The sequence below is a fragment of the Flavobacterium sp. WC2409 genome (genome assembly GCF_041200085.1).
GTDB lineage: Bacteria > Bacteroidota > Bacteroidia > Flavobacteriales > Flavobacteriaceae > Flavobacterium.
Map to the genome: position 1 here is coordinate 859,952 of NZ_CP165625.1, position 17,630 is coordinate 877,581.

At 33.0% G+C, this 17,630-nt stretch carries 16 protein-coding genes; 8 read left to right on the top strand and 8 right to left on the bottom strand.

Annotated features, from left to right (window positions below):
- The first annotated feature begins 61 nt into the window (after positions 1 to 61).
- Together AB3G34_RS03860 and can are read left to right on the top strand one after the other, a co-directional pair.
- Entirely contained in the window at positions 62 to 1,717 is a 1,656-nt protein-coding gene (locus tag AB3G34_RS03860) for a SulP family inorganic anion transporter (RefSeq protein ID WP_367768738.1), read from the top strand.
- Between the two features lie 84 nt (positions 1,718 to 1,801).
- Positions 1,802 to 2,437: a carbonate dehydratase gene (gene can / locus AB3G34_RS03865; protein ID WP_367752228.1), complete on the top strand. Its 636-nt coding sequence runs from the start codon at positions 1,802 to 1,804 to the stop codon at positions 2,435 to 2,437.
- A gap of 34 nt (positions 2,438 to 2,471) precedes the next feature.
- On the opposite strand, the gene AB3G34_RS03870 is transcribed toward can, so the two are convergent.
- From AB3G34_RS03870 to AB3G34_RS03905, 8 genes are all read right to left on the bottom strand, one after another.
- Positions 2,472 to 3,671, bottom strand: coding sequence for an LETM1-related biofilm-associated protein (locus tag AB3G34_RS03870; protein WP_367768740.1), 1,200 nt, complete (start codon positions 3,669 to 3,671; stop codon positions 2,472 to 2,474).
- An 81-nt stretch (positions 3,672 to 3,752) separates the two neighbouring features.
- Entirely contained in the window at positions 3,753 to 4,322 is a 570-nt protein-coding gene (locus tag AB3G34_RS03875; RefSeq protein ID WP_367752232.1) for a YdeI family protein, read from the bottom strand.
- Positions 4,323 to 4,346: 24 nt separating this feature from the next.
- Positions 4,347 to 4,874 carry a superoxide dismutase family protein gene (locus AB3G34_RS03880; RefSeq protein WP_367768744.1) on the bottom strand — a complete coding sequence of 176 codons (528 nt, stop codon included), beginning with the start codon at positions 4,872 to 4,874 and terminating at the stop codon, positions 4,347 to 4,349.
- Between the two features lie 132 nt (positions 4,875 to 5,006).
- Positions 5,007 to 6,797 (bottom strand): acyl-CoA dehydrogenase family protein, encoded by a 1,791-nt coding sequence (locus AB3G34_RS03885; protein ID WP_367768747.1) that lies wholly within the window; start codon positions 6,795 to 6,797, stop codon positions 5,007 to 5,009.
- Between the two features lie 39 nt (positions 6,798 to 6,836).
- Positions 6,837 to 7,190, bottom strand: coding sequence for a four helix bundle protein (locus AB3G34_RS03890; RefSeq protein ID WP_367768750.1), 354 nt, complete (start codon positions 7,188 to 7,190; stop codon positions 6,837 to 6,839).
- 36 nt (positions 7,191 to 7,226) lie between these two features.
- Entirely contained in the window at positions 7,227 to 8,408 is a 1,182-nt protein-coding gene (locus AB3G34_RS03895; RefSeq protein ID WP_369753501.1) for an acetyl-CoA C-acyltransferase, read from the bottom strand.
- A 90-nt stretch (positions 8,409 to 8,498) separates the two neighbouring features.
- Positions 8,499 to 10,889, bottom strand: a complete 2,391-nt coding sequence (locus AB3G34_RS03900) for a 3-hydroxyacyl-CoA dehydrogenase NAD-binding domain-containing protein (protein WP_369753503.1) — start codon at positions 10,887 to 10,889, stop codon at positions 8,499 to 8,501.
- A 73-nt stretch (positions 10,890 to 10,962) separates the two neighbouring features.
- The gene (locus AB3G34_RS03905) at positions 10,963 to 11,445 is read right to left on the bottom strand and encodes a MarR family winged helix-turn-helix transcriptional regulator (protein ID WP_367752244.1); all 483 of its coding nucleotides are present in this window, start codon (positions 11,443 to 11,445) and stop codon (positions 10,963 to 10,965) included.
- A 371-nt stretch (positions 11,446 to 11,816) separates the two neighbouring features.
- On the opposite strand from AB3G34_RS03905, the gene AB3G34_RS03910 reads away from it, so the two are divergent.
- The 6 genes from AB3G34_RS03910 (at position 11,817) to AB3G34_RS03935 (ending at position 17,494) form a co-directional block, all read left to right on the top strand.
- A complete protein-coding gene (locus AB3G34_RS03910; protein ID WP_369753505.1) occupies positions 11,817 to 12,350 on the top strand; it encodes a toxin-antitoxin system YwqK family antitoxin in 534 nt (177 codons plus the stop codon).
- Between the two features lie 176 nt (positions 12,351 to 12,526).
- Positions 12,527 to 14,305, top strand: coding sequence for a DUF6119 family protein (locus tag AB3G34_RS03915; protein ID WP_369753506.1), 1,779 nt, complete (start codon positions 12,527 to 12,529; stop codon positions 14,303 to 14,305).
- A gap of 236 nt (positions 14,306 to 14,541) precedes the next feature.
- Positions 14,542 to 15,111, top strand: coding sequence for a Crp/Fnr family transcriptional regulator (locus AB3G34_RS03920; protein WP_369753508.1), 570 nt, complete (start codon positions 14,542 to 14,544; stop codon positions 15,109 to 15,111).
- Between the two features lie 79 nt (positions 15,112 to 15,190).
- Complete coding sequence (locus AB3G34_RS03925) at positions 15,191 to 15,928, top strand: SDR family NAD(P)-dependent oxidoreductase (protein ID WP_369753509.1); 738 nt, start codon at positions 15,191 to 15,193, stop codon at positions 15,926 to 15,928.
- Between the two features lie 188 nt (positions 15,929 to 16,116).
- Positions 16,117 to 16,842 carry a hypothetical protein gene (locus tag AB3G34_RS03930; protein WP_369753510.1) on the top strand — a complete coding sequence of 242 codons (726 nt, stop codon included), beginning with the start codon at positions 16,117 to 16,119 and terminating at the stop codon, positions 16,840 to 16,842.
- Positions 16,843 to 17,011: 169 nt separating this feature from the next.
- Positions 17,012 to 17,494, top strand: coding sequence for a hypothetical protein (locus tag AB3G34_RS03935; protein WP_367768796.1), 483 nt, complete (start codon positions 17,012 to 17,014; stop codon positions 17,492 to 17,494).
- Positions 17,495 to 17,630: the final 136 nt, after the last annotated feature.

Here is a 17,630-nt window from a genome sequence, read left to right on the forward strand (position 1 = left end):
AAAATTAACTGCTTTACATTTTACATGTATAGTCTGTTTATGTATCATTTATTGTACTATTATGACAAAAAAAATCAATCTTTTTGCTAACCTTAAATCAGATTTTGCTTCTGGTTTAGTGGTTTTTTTGGTGGCGCTTCCCTTGTGTTTAGGAATTGCAATGGCTTCAGGAGCCCCTTTATTTTCAGGAATTATTTCAGGTGTTATTGGCGGAATTGTAGTGGGGTATTTAAGTAAATCGCATTTAAGTGTATCTGGACCAGCAGCTGGTTTAACAGCTATTATATTAACAGCAATCACTGATTTTGGTGCTTTTGATATCTTTTTGACAGCAGTCTTGATTGCGGGATTTATTCAACTTGCTTTAGGCTTTATAAAAGCGGGTAGTATTTCAAATTATTTTCCAACTAACGTTATTGAAGGAATGCTTGCCGGTATTGGAATTATTATTATTCTAAAACAATTGCCACATGCCTTTGGATATGATGCCGATTTTGAAGGAGATCAATCGTTTGTACAAAGAAACGGAGACAACTCGTTCTCCTCCCTATTTGAAGTGTTTAATCACGTTCAATTAGGTGCAATTGTAATTACAGTTGTGTCATTAATTATCCTAATTTCTTGGGATAAAGTACCGTTCTTAAAGAAACTAAAATTAGTTCCGGGGGCCTTAATTGCAGTAGTTTCAGGAATTGTTTTAAATGAAATTTTTATAGCATCTGGAAGTTCATTAGCAATATCAAATCAGCATTTAGTTTCGTTACCCGTTCCTACTTCTTTTGAGGAGTTAAAAGGGATTATCGTTACCCCAAACTTTTCAGGTATTACAAATCCTAAAGTATGGGTAGTAGGTTTGACTATTGCTATAGTTGCTTCAATTGAGACATTGTTATGTATTGAAGCATCAGATAGAATGGACGAACAGAAAAGATATACAGATACTAATGTGGAACTAAAAGCACAAGGTATTGGTAATATTGTAAGTGCATTACTTGGTGGTTTGCCCATGACTTCAGTTGTTGTGCGTACTTCAGCTAATAATGCAGCTGGTGCAAAATCTAAAATGTCAGCTATCATTCATGGTATTTTACTATTAATTAGTGTATTGGTTATTCCTGTTATACTTAATAAAATTCCGTTAGCGACACTTGCTACTATATTAATTTTAGTGGGATATAAATTAGCTAAACCAGCAACATTCAAACACTTTTGGGAAAAAGGGAAGTACCAATTTATACCTTTTGTTGCCACCTTAGTTGCTGTGGTAACAACTGATTTACTTAAAGGAGTAGCTTTAGGAATTGTTATTAGTATCATTTTTATCTTAAAAGGAAATCTTAAAAGAGCCTATAGCTTTAAAAAAGAAGAGTATTTAGATGGTGATATTATTCACATTGATCTAGCACAAGAGGTTTCGTTTTTAAATAAAGCGGCAATAAAAAGCACTTTAAATGATATCCCTGAAAATTCTAAAGTAATTATAAATGCCAATGATACGGTGTATATTGCTCATGATATTTTAGATTTGATACGTGAATTTAAAAATACTCGTGCTATAGATGAAAATATAAAAGTGAAGTTAAAAGGGTTTAAAAAAGCGTATGATTTAGAAAATAGCCCTGATTTAGCCAATCATGTTACATTTGAACATTATTATGATGTTGCGAAAAGACAAATGGTAAAAAAAGAAGTAACCGAAGCGTCTTTTAAAAATTAACTACATAAAATAAATTATTTGTACTTTAACCGTGAATTTTGATGATTGGTTAATTTGGAATATTAAATATTAAAACTGAAAAAAATGAGTGATTTTTATAAAAAAATATTAGATAATAATAAGGAGTGGGTTGAAACAGCTTTAGCAAAAGACCCAAATTTTTTTGCTGATTTAGCCAAAGGGCAAACGCCACCATTGTTATGGATTGGTTGTTCAGACAGTCGTGTTCCTGCGAACGAAATCATTGGTGCTAAACCAGGAGAAGTTTTTGTTCATAGAAATATCGCCAATATGGTGGTACATTCTGATATGAACATGTTAAGTGTGCTTGATTATGCAGTTAATGTATTAAAAGTTAAGCATGTAATCGTATGTGGTCACTATGGTTGTGGTGGTGTTAAAGCCGCAATGGGGAATCAGTCGATTGGAATTATTGACAACTGGATTCGTCATATTAAAGACGTATATCGTTTGCATAATACTTATTTAGATTCTATAGAAGACGAAACGGAACGTTTTAATGCTTTTGTTGAAATAAATATTAAAGAACAAGTTTTTGATTTATCTAAAACTTCTATCGTTCAAGCGGCTTGGAAAAACGGTCAAGATTTAAGTATTCACGGTTGGGTTTACGGATTAAATTCTGGTTTTGTAACCGACTTAAAAGTAAATATTAGTTCGAATAAAGATTTAGATGAAGTATTTCAACTTAAATTTTAATAAAAAAAAGTCGCTTTTTAAAGCGACTTTTTTTTTATTCTACATCTAAGTTTTCATTAAAAGCTGATGGTAGTAGCTTTGGGATAAACTTGATTAATATAGGTAACAATAAACTTCCTCCCGGCAATAAAAAAATAGTTAATGAAGGAACAGATTTACAGATATCCAACAACTGTTTTTTTACCTTTTTCTTTTCTTTTTCATCCAAATCTCTTCTTGTAGAAGTTGCTAATAGAATCATTAATTCTTTACTTTCAACAATTTCTTTAACCAGTCTGTTTTTATTTCGACTGATTAACGTGATAACACTTTGTGTCGTTTGATCATAAAAATGTTTAACGGGATTCGAATAATTAAAATAGGGGATGTCCTTTTTATTTTTGTTTATGAAGTCATCGGTACTTTTAATACTATCCGTAACAAAGGCATCGGGAACTTTTAATAACTCCCCCAATTTATGTAAAAAATAGACTTCTTCATTTTCAATTTGGCCATCACTCCACAACGCCATTCCGGCCATGTCAATCAAGTAATATTTTTCTAACTCACTGCTAAAGTAATCCAAATTCAATTCTTCTAGATTTTGGACATTTACTTTCGAGAATTTACTGTAACGTACAGATGCTTCAAAAAGTTTAATTAATAAATCATCATAATTAGATTTGTTTAACTTGGTTTTTAAAGCAAGTGAGACAAGGCTATTTATGGTTTCTTCAATTTTCTTTAAATACTTTTCGGGTATTTGTTCGTGAAGTAAATATTGGCGAAAAGCCAAAACATCTACAAATAATAATGCATTGGTCACAATATGAGAAAAGTTCTTATTGATAATGTCAATATTGGTTTGAACTCTTTCGTCTATTATTTTTTCTAAATTTAAAGAGGGACCACTGTTTGGTAACACTTTTTTAAATAAACTGAAACCTTTCGGGTTCATTTCATTATAAAAAGACAGCGCTTTAGTAATAAAATTTTCCGGATTGTTATCTTGGGTTGTTAACGAATAAATAGCATGTAAAGTGTTTAATAGAGCCACTTTTGGTACTTCGTTTTGTACCCATCCTTTAGTGTTAATTGGCACTGCAGTTTCAAAGGAGACAATGTGTCCGTATATAAAACCAGTTTTTCTGATTTTTTGATAGAATAAATCAGAACTCGTTGAAACGTTTTCTTCCTTGAGTTTTTGTTTACTAAAATATTTGTCTATCCAACCTGGAGCCGAAGGGTTAATCATGGTTTTATTTTAAAGCTGTAAAGCTAAAGTTTATTTATTAATTTATAAAAAAGCAATCTTCAATTAATAATTAAATTAGTATTAATTTCTAGATTTCATATTCTTCTCACAACAATTGATTATTTCGGTAATTCTGTTGTTTCTTGTTTCTTCCCGTTTTGCTTGATTGAGCCAATATAGGTAGCTTTTTCTATAGGAAGGACTAAAGTTGAGATAATTTTGATAGGCTTTACTATTTTTATTAAATGCGTTTTCTAAGTCAGTAGGCATTATCAAATCCTCCACTTTATCAAGACTAGTCCAAGATCCATTTTTTTTAGCAGTTTCAATTTTTGCCAAACCACTTTCGTGAATTAAATTAGCATGGAGCAATTTTTCAATATAGGACTTATTGAGTTTGCTCCATACACTTTTATCTTTTCTAGGGGAGAATGCTTGCCTTCTTCTTTCGGAATCTAATTTTTTGACAGTAGAATCAATCCATCCATAACAAATCGCGACTTGAACTGCTTCTTCCCACCGCATGCTTTCAACAGCACTGTCTACTTTATAAAAAATCAAATAAACACCATTGGAGTTGGTATGGTTTTCATGAAGCCAATTGCGCCATTCTACTGCATTCTTAAAATAATGATGTTCTTTTTCTTCCAAAATGGGGTATTTTCCTTAGCTGATTTATTTTATAATTGCTGAACAAGCGACTCTTGCACCTGCATTTCCTGAGGGCTGTGAGGTGAAATCATCAGTTCCTTGGTGTACAATTAAACCTTTACCTAGAATATCTTTTGTTTGATCTCCACATCCAATGCACCATTCGTCTGTAGTTAAAGTGATGGTTCCATTTCCATTTGCATCAGCTGTAAAGTTTCCAATATCCCCTTTGTGGTATTCTCCAACGCCCCATTTTCCATGTTTTTTAAATGTTGGATTCCAGTGTCCACCTGCTGAACTACCATCTGCTGCTGAGCAATCTGATTTTTCGTGGATATGGATGGCATGAACGCCAGGTTGTAAACCGGCTAACTTAGCTACAAAAGTTACTTTCCCGTTTTTTTCGGTAAAAGTGGCCGTACCTGAAACTTTGCTATTGCTTTTTGGTTCAAATGCAATGACTAATTTCTTAGCATCACTAGAACTACTGTTGGTTTTACATCCAATTATAACAGCAATAATAAGGGCAATTGATAATACTATTTTTTTCATTTTTTTAGATTTTAATTATTATATAAAGTTACTTAAATAAGTAGTATCTAAAATAAAAAAAAACCGCAATGTGTTTTTACTACAATTGCGGTTTTTTGACAAATAAATTCAACTAAAAACTATCTTCTTTGCTTAAAAGCAATATTCATTTTCTGCAACTAATTTGGTTGTAATTGTTTCTCTTAAACCTACAATATTTGGCATATTTGTATATTTAGTAAAACGTCTTAATCCCATAAGCATCATTCTTTGTTCGTCTCCTTCAACAAAAGAAATTACGCTTTCTTTTCCCTTTTGAGTAACTACATCTACTGCTTGGTACAAATATAATTTAGCCATGGCAATTTGCTCTTGTACTTTATCTTCTCCTTCTTTTTTGGCTAATTTTTCCGTTCTAAGAATCGTACTTTCCGCCATGTAGATTTCAATCAACATATCTGATGCTGCCATCAATAATTGTTGGTGTGCGTCTAAATCTGGACCAAATTTTTGAACGGCACTTCCAGCAACCATTAGGAATGCTTTTTTCAATTTAACGACCATTTCTTTTTCTTCTGCAAATAATTCAGAATAATCAGGAGTTTCAAAAGAAGGAATACCAACTAATTCTTCCGCTACTTTCATAGCTGGTCCTAGTAAATCAACATGACCTTTCATTGCTTTTTTAATCAACATTCCTACTGATAGCATTCTGTTGATTTCATTCGTACCTTCATAGATACGAGCAATTCTAGCATCTCTCCAAGCACTTTCCATCGGAGTGTCTTCAGAGAATCCCATTCCACCAAAAATTTGAATTCCTTCATCAGCACAATTTTGAACGTCTTCAGAAACCGCCACTTTTAGAATCGAACACTCAATAGCATATTCTTCCACTCCTTTTAATTCGGCATCTTGATGCGTAGCACCTTCTGCTTCACGTGCAATAATTCTGTTTTCAATGTCTTTTGCTGCTCTGTATGAAGCACTTTCTCCTGCATAACAGCTTGTTGCCATTTCAGCTAATTTGGAACGAATAGCACCAAACTTCGAAATAGGAGTGTTGAACTGTATTCTTTCATTAGCATATTTTACGGAACCGGAGATTACTCTTCTTTGCGCGTCTAGACAAGCTGCTGCCAATTTGATACGCCCTACATTCAACGCATTCATGGCTATTTTAAAGCCATTTCCTCTTTCCGAAAGCATGTTTTCTACGGGAACTTTAGTTTCACTAAAGAAAACTTGGCGAGTTGAAGAAGCACGAATTCCTAATTTATGTTCTTCTTCACCCATTGTGATTCCATTATTTGGATCATTTTCTACAATGAAACCAGTAATGTTTTTGTCATCTCCAATACGAGCAAAAACAATAAATAAACTACAGAAACCGGCATTAGAAATCCACATTTTTCCTCCAGTGATTTTATAATGTGTTCCGTCTTCCGATAAAACTGCTTTTGTTTTTCCTGAATTTGCATCTGATCCAGCACCTGGCTCTGTCAAACAATACGCTCCAAACCACTCACCAGAAGCCAATTTAGGAACGTATTTTTGTTTTTGTTCCTCTGTTCCATAAAGTGTAATTGGCATCGTTCCAATCCCTGTATGTGCTCCAAAAGCTGTAGAGAAAGATCCCGTAGCTCCAGAGATGTAATCACAAACAAGCATTGTAGATACAAATCCCATTCCTAATCCGCCATACGCTTCAGGAACAGCAACACCTAGAAGCCCTAAGTCTCCCGCTTTTTTCATACACTCTTGTGTATACGCGTAGTCTTTTTTCTCAAAGCGATCTTTGTGTGCCCATAATTCTTTGTCTACAAACTCTTTTACAGAGTCACGCATCATTAATTGCTCTTCCGAAAAATCTTCTGGTGTAAAGATATCTTCGCATTTTGTTTCTTTTACTAGGAATTGACCTCCTCTGGTTACGTCGCTCATGACTTTATTATTTTAAATTTTGAATTATAAATTTTTAAATTATTTTGTATTGTCTTCCTGAGAAGTTTTTATAATTTTTGTTATTATATTTATTATGTGTTCAATTTCAATTAAATAATTTTTCATTGAAATTGATGTAAGATTTGATTTGTCTAATAGGCGCAACCAATATTTGGTTTCTCTCGCTTCTTTTGAGGCGATAGCCATTTTATGAATAAAATCTTTTCTTGATTGGGCAGCTATTGCTTCTTCAACGTTTGCTCCAATACTAGTGGCGGATCTTAGAATTTGTTTTGAAATAATGAATTCATTTTCTTTTTTTAATTCGATAAAAAGTTGAACTATAGTTAATGCAAAATCAAAAGTTTTTGTAGCAATTATGTTCTCTTTCATCCCATTCAAAATTTAAAATTCATCATTTAAAATAAATTAAAGCAACTCATAAACCCCTGCAGTCCCTTGTCCAGTTCCCACACACATCGTTACGATTCCGTATTTGTCACCTCTGCGTTTCATTTCGTCAAATAATTGAACAGACAATTTTGCACCTGTACATCCTAGTGGGTGACCTAATGCAATTGCTCCTCCATTTACGTTTACGATATCTGGATTTAATCCTAATTCACGAATTACAGCGATCGACTGAGAAGCAAATGCTTCGTTCAATTCAATCAAACCGATATCATTCAATGATAATCCCGCTTGTTTCAATGCTTTTGGAATTGCTTTTACTGGTCCGATGCCCATTATTCTAGGTTCCACACCTGCGGAAGCAAAGTTTACTAATCTTGCGATAGGCTCTAAGTTCAATTCTTTTACCATTTCTTCGCTCATAACTAGTACAAAGGCAGCACCATCACTCATTTGTGAAGAGTTACCCGCTGTTACACTTCCACCAGCTTCAAAAACAGGTCTTAAACCCGCTAAAGCTTCCTTAGAAGTTCCTGCTCTAGGTCCTTCATCTTTATTTACAACGTATGACTTCGTTTCTTTTTTACCGTTTTCATTAAGGAACGTTTGTTCGATAGTGATAGGAACGATTTGTTTGTCAAATTTTCCTTCTGCTTGTGCTTTCAAAGCTTTCATATGAGAGTGGAATGCAAACTCATCTTGATCTTCTCTAGACACTTTAAACTGTTGTGCTACTGCTTCTGCAGTTAAACCCATTCCCCAGTAGTAGTCCTCGTTTCCTGCTTTTGCAACAGCATAATCCGGAGTAGGTTTGTATCCTCCCATCGGAATAAAACTCATGCTCTCTGCACCACCTGCAATAATACAGTGCGCCATTCCTGACTGGATTTTAGCAGTCGCCATTCCAATGGTTTCAATTCCAGAGGCACAGTAACGGTTTACAGTTACACCAGGAACGTCTTCGATTTTTAATCCCATTAAGGAGATCAAACGAGCTACGTTTAGACCTTGTTCTGCTTCTGGCATGGCATTTCCTACCATCACATCATCAATACGAGTTTTATCAAAATCAGGCAATTCGTTCATCATAAATTCGATGGTTTCCGCTGCTAATTCATCAGGTCTTTTAAATCTAAAAACTCCTTTTGGTGCTTTACCAACTGCAGTTCTGTATGCTTTTACTATATAGGCTGTTTTCATTTTCTTTTTTTTAGAGATTTTTAGAAGAAAGAGACAAGAGAAAAGAACAAAAGATTAAAATCTTGCCTCTTTCATCTTGCTTCTATTTTCTTAATTACGTAGCGGTTTCCCTTTGGTTAGCATAAATTGAATTCTTTCTAGTGTTTTTCTTTCTGTACATAAGGACAAGAAAGCTTCACGTTCTAGATCTAATAAGTATTGTTCGCTTACCAATGTTGGTTCCGATAAATCACCACCAGCCATTACATATGCCAGTTTGTTTGCAATTTTCTTATCGTGTTCTGATATGTATTTCCCCGCTTCCATTTGGTCCGTTCCTACTAAGAACATTCCTAAAGCTTGTTTTCCTAATACTTTCACATCCGTTCTGCGTATTGGTTGCGTGTAACCAGCTTCAGCCATTAGTAAAGCATGTTTCTTCGCTTCAGCAATTTGACGGTCTTTGTTCACTACAATGATATCTTTACCCTGTTGTAAAAGTCCTGTGTCAAAAGCTTCGTAACCGGAAGTAGATACTTTTGCCATAGCAATAGTCAAGAAATACTCTTGCAATACATTCAGCTCCACGTCATTTTTATGGAATAAATCAGATGCTCTTAAGGCTAGTTCTTTAGAACCTCCACCGCCAGGAATCACCCCAACACCAAATTCTACTAATCCCATATAGGTTTCTGCTGCGGCAACCACTTTATCCGCGTGTAAGCTCATTTCGCAACCCCCACCAAAAGTCATTCCGTGAGGTGCAACAACTACTGGAATTCCAGAGTAACGCACGCGCATCATCGTGTCTTGGAACATTTTAATCGCCATATTCAACTCATCATATTCTTGCTCCACGGCCATCATGAAAATCATACCAATGTTAGCTCCTACAGAGAAATTCGCTGCTTGATTCCCAATCACTAATCCTTGGTATTCTTTTTCTGATAAGTCAATTGCTTTATTGATGGCTTGTAAAACATCACCACCTATCGTATTCATTTTAGATTGGAACTCTAAGTTCAAGATTCCATCTCCTAAGTCTTGGATGATAGCACCGCTATTCGCCCATACTTTTTTGCTTTCGCGAATGTTGTTCAGGATGATAAAGGCATCTTGTCCTGGAACTTTTACTTGCGCTTTTGTCGGGATATTGTAGAAAAACGTAGCCCCTTCTTTAATAGAGTAGAAGCTTTTGCTTCCTGAAGCTAGCATTTCATTTACCCAAGCAGCAGGCTCAAGACCTTCCGCTTTCATGATTTCAATTCCTTTTTCAACACCAATGGCATCCCAAATTTCAAATGGACCATTTTCCCAACCAAAACCGGCTTTCATGGCATCGTCAATTTTATATAATTCGTCTGAGATTTCAGGAATTCTATTCGATACATAAGCAAACATACCTGCAAAACTCTTGCGGTAAAATTCACCAGCTTTGTCTTTTCCTTTTACCAGAACTTTAAAACGATTGATGGGTTTATCAATTGATTTAGTCAATTCTAAAGTAGCAAATGACGCTTTCTTAGCAGCGCGGTATTCCATAGTATCCAAATCCAAAGTCAGAATGTCCTTTCCTTCTTTTTTATAGAAACCTTGTCCCGTTTTGCTACCTAGCCATTTGTTTTCCATCATTTTATTGACGAAATCCGGCAATTTAAACAACTCATGTTGTTCGTCAGTAGGGCAGTTGTCATAGATTCCGTTAGCCACATGTACTAAAGTATCTAATCCTACTACGTCTACGGTTCTAAAAGTAGCCGACTTTGGACGACCAATAACCGGTCCAGTCAATTTATCGACTTCTTCAATTGTCAATCCCATTTCTTTTACCAAGTGGAACAAACTTTGGATTCCGTAAATACCAATACGGTTTCCTATAAACGCAGGAGTATCCTTAGCCACAACCGAAGTTTTACCTAAGAATTTTTCTCCGTATGTCGTAAGGAAGTCCAAAACTTCAGTTGAAGTTTGTGGGCCAGGAATAATTTCAAATAATTTTAAGTAACGCGCAGGGTTAAAAAAGTGAGTTCCACAAAAGTGTTTTTGGAAATCATCACTTCGTCCTTCACTCATAAAGTGAATAGGAATTCCTGAGGTATTAGACGTAATCAAAGTTCCCGGCTTGCGGTATTTCTCCACTTGCTCAAAAACTAATTTTTTAATGTCCAGTCTTTCCACAACCACTTCAATAATCCAGTCTACATCAGCAATTTTAGCCATGTCATCCGTCGTATTTCCAGTGGTGATTCGGCTAGCAAATTTCTGACTGTAAATAGGAGAGGGCTTCGATTTCAAAGCATTCATTAAATGCTCATTCACCAATCGGTTTCTTACAATTTTGCTCTCTAAGGTTAATCCTTTTTTGGTTTCTAGTTCCGTAAGTTCTCTAGGAACAATATCGAGTAGTAACACTTCGACACCAATGTTGGCAAAATGACAAGCAATCCCCGAACCCATGATTCCGGATCCAATTACTGCGACTTTTTTAATTGTGCGTTTCATACTTTTTTTATTTTTTTTATAGGAAAAGAAGATCGTTCAGCGGTATTATTTTACGATAGTACCTCCTAACGATTTAATTTTCTGTGTTTTCCGATTGTTGCGTCATTTCACTGACACTTGAGTTATTAAATATATTTTTATCTTGAATTAATTCATTGATGGTTTCAGCCACTTCAATGAAATGTTGGAGTTTTTCTTCTGAGATGTTCAGTTTCACCGCCTCGTTGAATTTCAAAACCGTACTTTTAGACAAAGCTCTTTTCTCTTTTCCAAATTCAGTCAGGTAAATCAAAACACCACGGCCGTCATCAGGATTCTTCTTCCGAATAATCAATCCTTTTTCTTCCATAGACTTTAAGGTTCGGGTCAAGCTAGTGGCTTCCATACCCATTTTTGGTCCCAAAGCCGTCGATGGAGTGCCGCCTTCTTTATCGATACTCAACAAGGCAAAACCCGTTGCCATGCTCGCATCGTATTTAGATGCTTCTTCGTTATACATTCTTGCTACAGCTTGCCAGGTAGCGCGAAGGATGTAATCTATTGTTTTGTCTTTCATAAGGAACTATATCGATTTCAAATATAATAAAAAAATACTATGCATGCATAATAAATTCAATTTTTTTTTGTTAAAAAGTACTAAATATAAAAAAACACTACTGAATAAGAGCTAATTGATTGATTTTTTAACGTATTTTTTGGGCATGCCCCCTTCGTAAAAACTACGGGTCGGGCTGTCCGTTGTATCTTTTATGTAGTCCCGAGGGATCGAGACTACATAAAAGGATGCCACTTCCATCCCTCATGCAACTCGTGATTAAAGAAAATACGATTGTAAAATGGAAGAAAAAAATTACAATACTTATATAAGTGGAAGAAAAGTTGTATATATTTGATTATATATACAAGTTGTAGGTAATTTAACCAAAAATGAGAAACACAATTTACATTCTGGCTTTGATACTATTTGTGAGTTGTAAAACTATTCAAAACAAATCTGAACTTCCGACAAAAAACACAATAACCGAATATTATGAAAGCGGCAAAATTAAAAGTGTTGGAGCAATAGAAGAATTTCACAAGGAATTTAATAACTATCGAGTTGGAACTTGGAAAGAATTTTATGAAAACGGAAATTTAAAAGCCTATGGAAATTATAAACTCGATACTTACACTCAATGTTGTACAGGCGGAGTTTGTGACGGATTTTATAGTTATAAATATGGAGAATGGAATTACTATTTTGATAATGGAAAGTTAAAAGCCAAAGGCACTTACAGAATTGGAAAAAAACATAAAGAAACGAGTTGTGAAGGTGGAGACGAAATAAAATTTGGTTTTGTAACTGATAGTTGGAAATTTTACAACAACAACGGAAAAGAAATTAAACCAACAGAAAAAGATATCGCCGAAATCGAAAAAAGTAGTTTTCTTGATGAATGGGATATGATGAAAAAATTATAAACTACCTACAACAGCTATTTTGAGCTAGTGTGTGATTTAGTGGAATTACCGTTTCGCATCAATTTTGTGCAAAGCCGAAAATTGAAAGGTTACGAACCACACACCATCTCAAAGTAGCGAAACGTTGCTACAATTATACCGCAGAGTGACGAGAATTTAAAAATCTAACGCAACAAATGAAGATAAACCCGAAAGTTTATAAGATTAACAAATCTCAAAGACTGTTAATTAATTATAATTCAACAGAAGATATTTGTAAAGCAATAATTAAAATCTCAAAACTTAAATTAGATCCTAAATTTATATTAAAAGATTCTGATTACAGAATTAATGTTGACGAAGATAATAAACTTTGGTTTTTTCTATATACATTCAAAACTCCCGAAATTGACTCCGAATGGGTTAATTTTCTACCATTAAATTTCACGAAAGGTACCGACTTTAACCAACAAAAAGTTTCATTAATTTTTTTCATTGAGTACCAAAATCATTTGTACTGTATTATAGGAGGAAACGCATTTAGAATGATACAACCATATATAGAAGAAAATTTTGGAATTAATCTGTATTCAAGAATATTAGACCCTGAAAAAGATGAACTTTTAACAATCCGTACTAGAAATATCACAGGTAAAATTGCTTCAAGTTCCAATTTCTATAAAAGTAATTTCAAACTTATTGACCACATTAAATTCGGAACAGTTCCAACTGAAATAAGTTTAAAATTAGACAATACAGATAACGACTATTTTAGTTTCTTAAAAAAAGATAGTTTAGATAGTATTCAGATACACGTTTCAAATTCTTTAAAATTCAGAAAAGTAATAGAATTTGCTGATTTAGTAGAAATTATTAAAGAAATAAAATATATTGAAGAATTAGAGAAAAAAAATTATTTAACAACCTACGAAAAAATTGATAACGAAAAACTTATTGAAGATACTCTAAAAGAACATTTAGTACGAACAATATTTGATGATATTAATAATACTTTAAGAGCAACTATAAAACCTATAAATAAGTTTTATTTTGAATTTTGCCATCCAACAAAATTAGAGAAATTTTATGAAGCAGATTACTTCCACTTAATTGAATTAGATGAGGAAAAAAAGCACAAGGTTTTTAAACAAATCATTGATCGTAATAGAATTTACTTTGAAGTAATTACCAGAGCAGTAGATAAATTTGGCACCCAAATGTCATACGATGAATTTAAATTCTTTTTGTTTGGTGTTAGAATTAGAAGTTATAAAAACGGTAATAAACAAAACCTAACATCAGGAATGTTTTTACAACATTTTAACACAGAATTTGAAATTGATAAAAAACCTATTTTCTTATTAGATAATAATTGGTACTATCTTCAAGATTCTTTTTTGCTTGATTTGAATAGAAATTGCGAACGCATATTAAAAAATTACAAAATAAATAGTAACATTCTTTACAAGAAATGGGATTTATCCATTCAAAATACTGAAAAAAAATATAATCTTTTATATAAAGACTTAAAAAATTATTTAGTTTTCGATACTATCACAATAAATGGAATTGAACTATGTGATGTAATTAAATATGATGAGAAAAATATTTATCTTATACACGTTAAACGTGGTTTTGATTCATCTATGAGAGAACTTTATAACCAAGTTATACTTTCTGCGCGACGTTTGGAAGAATCAAAATCTAGTAAAGAAAAAGATTACCTAAAAAAGTGCTTCAAATCATTAGTCAAAAAAAAGCAAAACAACAATATTAATACATTTGAAGACTTTATTGAGCTATTTGATAAAAACATAAAATATGTAATGGCATTCTCAAATGAAAAATCAAATCAACCAATAGAAGAAAATATTAAGAAAATTAGATCAAGTATTGCAAAATTCTCGATTATACAAACCTCTAGCGAGATGAAAACATATTATTATGAATTACTATTTGCACAAATTGAGCATTAATAACTGTAGCTAACAGCCATTTAGCAATATTGCGAATTTTGTGGTAAATTCACGTTTGCGTTTCGCAAGAAATTTTATCTTTAACGGAAAATAATCGGTTACGAAGTTCGCAAACTAAAGGCAAACTAAAGGCAAAACGTTGTGTGCAACTTTAGCAGACCGCTATAAAAGACCGACAAACTAACTTTTTGCCAAATGACAAGTGCCACAAAAATGATATTTACTACCTTGCCACAATGAAAGAATTTATTGACTACGTCTTACAGTTTGGAAACTTAAACCAACAGCAAATTGACTTGATTTCAAAAAAAGCAACCAAATTAGAACTTAGTAAAGATGACTATTTTTTGGAAGCAGGAAAAGTTTCCAGACAATTCGGCTTCATCGTTGAAGGCATTGCTCGAGTTTCATACTACAATAATAAAAGTGAAGAAATTACAAAATATTTCATTGACGAAAATAATATTGTGGTGGACTTAGAAAGTTTTGACAATGAAATTCCTTCCATTGCTTATGTGCAAGCAATGACCAATTGCAAAATTGTTGTCTTCTCAAAAAAAGATTGGCAAGAATTGCTGAACACTATTGTTGGTTGGGATGCGATTGTGCGTAAAATTATTTCAAAAGCATTGCTTCAAAAAGTAGAAAGAATTAGCTCAATTGTTGCGCAAGATGCGACAACAAGCTATTTAACTTTTTTAGAAAAATATCCAAATCTTGCTAACCGTATTCCACTTTCTTATTTAGCATCTTATTTAGGCATTACACAATCTTCACTGAGTAGGATTAGAAAAAATATACGATAAATTGCTTTTTGCCAAATGGCAAATGGTTTCATTTTTAAACGATCTATTTTTGCATCATTAACTTAAAAAAAATAAAAAAATGAGATCAGTATTAATTACAGGAGCAAGCAGAAGCATTGGTTTAGAAACAGCCAAACAACTTTCAAAAAAAGGTTTATTTGTCTATTTAGGAAGTCGTAACATTGAAAAAGGTAACTCAATCGTAAAGGAATTATACGATAATGGCTTTAATAACATAAAGGCTATTGAAATTGATGTTACAAATCTTGATACAATTGTTGATGCCAAAAATATTGTAGAAAGAGAACAAGGGAAATTGGATATTTTGATAAATAATGCAGGAATAAGTAAAGGCTTTCCCGAAAGTGTTTTAACAACTTCCATTAAAGATATTCAAGAAGTATTTGATACAAACTATTTTGGAATAATTAGAGTAACACAAACTTTTATGGAATTACTCAAAAAGTCAGAAAATCCAAGAATTAGCAATATTACTTCGGGGCTTGGTTCATTAAACTTACATAGCGACCCAAATTGGAAATATTATAATGTTAAACTTGCGAGTTATGTTCCTTCAAAGGCTCTTGTAAATGCTTATACTATCCTTCTCGCTTACGAGCTAAAAGACTTGCCATTTAAAGTAAATGCGATTGACCCAGGCTATACTGCGACAGATTTTAACCATCATAGTGGACCAGGTACAGTAGAAAGTGCTGCAAGCTTCATAGTTAAACATACATTAACAGACGAGAATGCACCAACTGGAAAATTTTTCAGCAACGACATAGAAGATAAAAGTGAAGTAAGCCCTTGGTAGAAAAGCTGCACACAACAGCGCGCAAAACTTCATTGCTAAGTTTTCTGTAAATTGTTCGTTTCTTTTTCCTAAATTCGTTTTGTGCTAGTGGAAAAATCTCGGTCGCCAAGCCGCAACGAGTTCTGCGCGCGACACGTTGTGCGACAGTTTACAGCAAATCGCTAAAAAAACAGAAACTTATAAAATAAATGTACTTTTCAACAGACAAACTATATAAATTATCCAAAGAAACTTTACGAGGAAAAAAACAAGAATTTGTTTTTGAAAAACTTGCTAATTGGACAAAAGATAGTTTCGTAATTAATGTAATTTATATAGAATTTGAAATTGACAAAAAAGACAATAAACCTAGATTACACTTAATTCTTGAATCACAAAAAGATTATCAAAAAATATTAAGCAAAAGTGGTTACGATAAAGAAATACAAAGTGAAATTTCGCAAAAATATCAAGAATTATTAAGCATTGAAGATCAGAATAATATTGACCAAAATAAAAATACTTTTGTCGATAAATTTCTATTGAATCTTGGTATCAAAAGTAATCTAAATAAAAAATCCTTTGAAAATATTTGGGTTTGCTATTCAGTTTTTTTGACAGTTTATGCAAATGAAATAAGTGGTGAACTTTCCAAACAGAAAATTGCAGAACTTATAAAAAAATACAAAAAAGACAATATTTGGGAAATTCATATGAATTCATTTTACATCACAATATTTGTAGAGAAAGAAAATCAAATTGAAATAAATAGAATAAATCCAATTTTTGAAAAACTAAAAGAAGAATATTTTTATATTGTAAAAGAAAAAGATGAGTTTGGACTTTTTAAGAAAGAATACATAAATATTGGTTTTGACAGTAAAGAAAATTTCGAAAAAAATTATGAGGGTAATTGGTACTACTATTATAAATAAAAAAGCGATCGTACAACACACGTCTTGCGCCATTTGCGAATTTAGTGGAATTATCGTTTTTAAATCGTATTTTCGTTTAGTCATAAAAACTCGTTTTCAAAACCTTACAAATAGCTTAAGGCTTGCAAACATTATAGGAGACTTGTACTGAAACTAAACAGCATATTAAATGAAAATAGATTTTAAAGAAGAACAAAAGTTTACGCAATGGTGGCTTTGGATACTTTTAATAGGAATTGGGTTTTTACCAGTTTTTGGAATTTACAAGCAATTAGTTATCGGAGAGAAATTTGGAGATAAACCAATGTCTGATTTAGGGCTTATCCTTTTTGGCTTTTTTATTTTTGGATTGATTGTTCTATTTTACTTTATGCGATTAAGTACAGAGATCGACAAAAATGAAATTCGGATGCGTTTTTATCCTTTTGTTAAAAAACGCGTAAGTTGGGGAGAAATTAAAAGTGCTGAAGTAGTCAATTATGGATTTGTTGGTGGTTGGGGAATTCGTCTTTGGACAAAATTTGGAACAGTTTATAATATTAAAGGAAGCAAAGGATTGGCTATCGAGCTCTTAAATGGTAAAAAATTTTTAATTGGAACACAAAAAGAAAATGAATTGGATAAAATAGTCAAAGGAATCAAAGAAAACTAGACTTTGATTTCTATAAAATATCGCTTTAACTGCTGCAAATCACTATATAGTTAAGTAGTTTAATGAGATGCTTCCTTCGTCAGCATGCCAAGATGGGCGATAAGACACTCCCCGAAATGGTGTAAATAACTAAAAT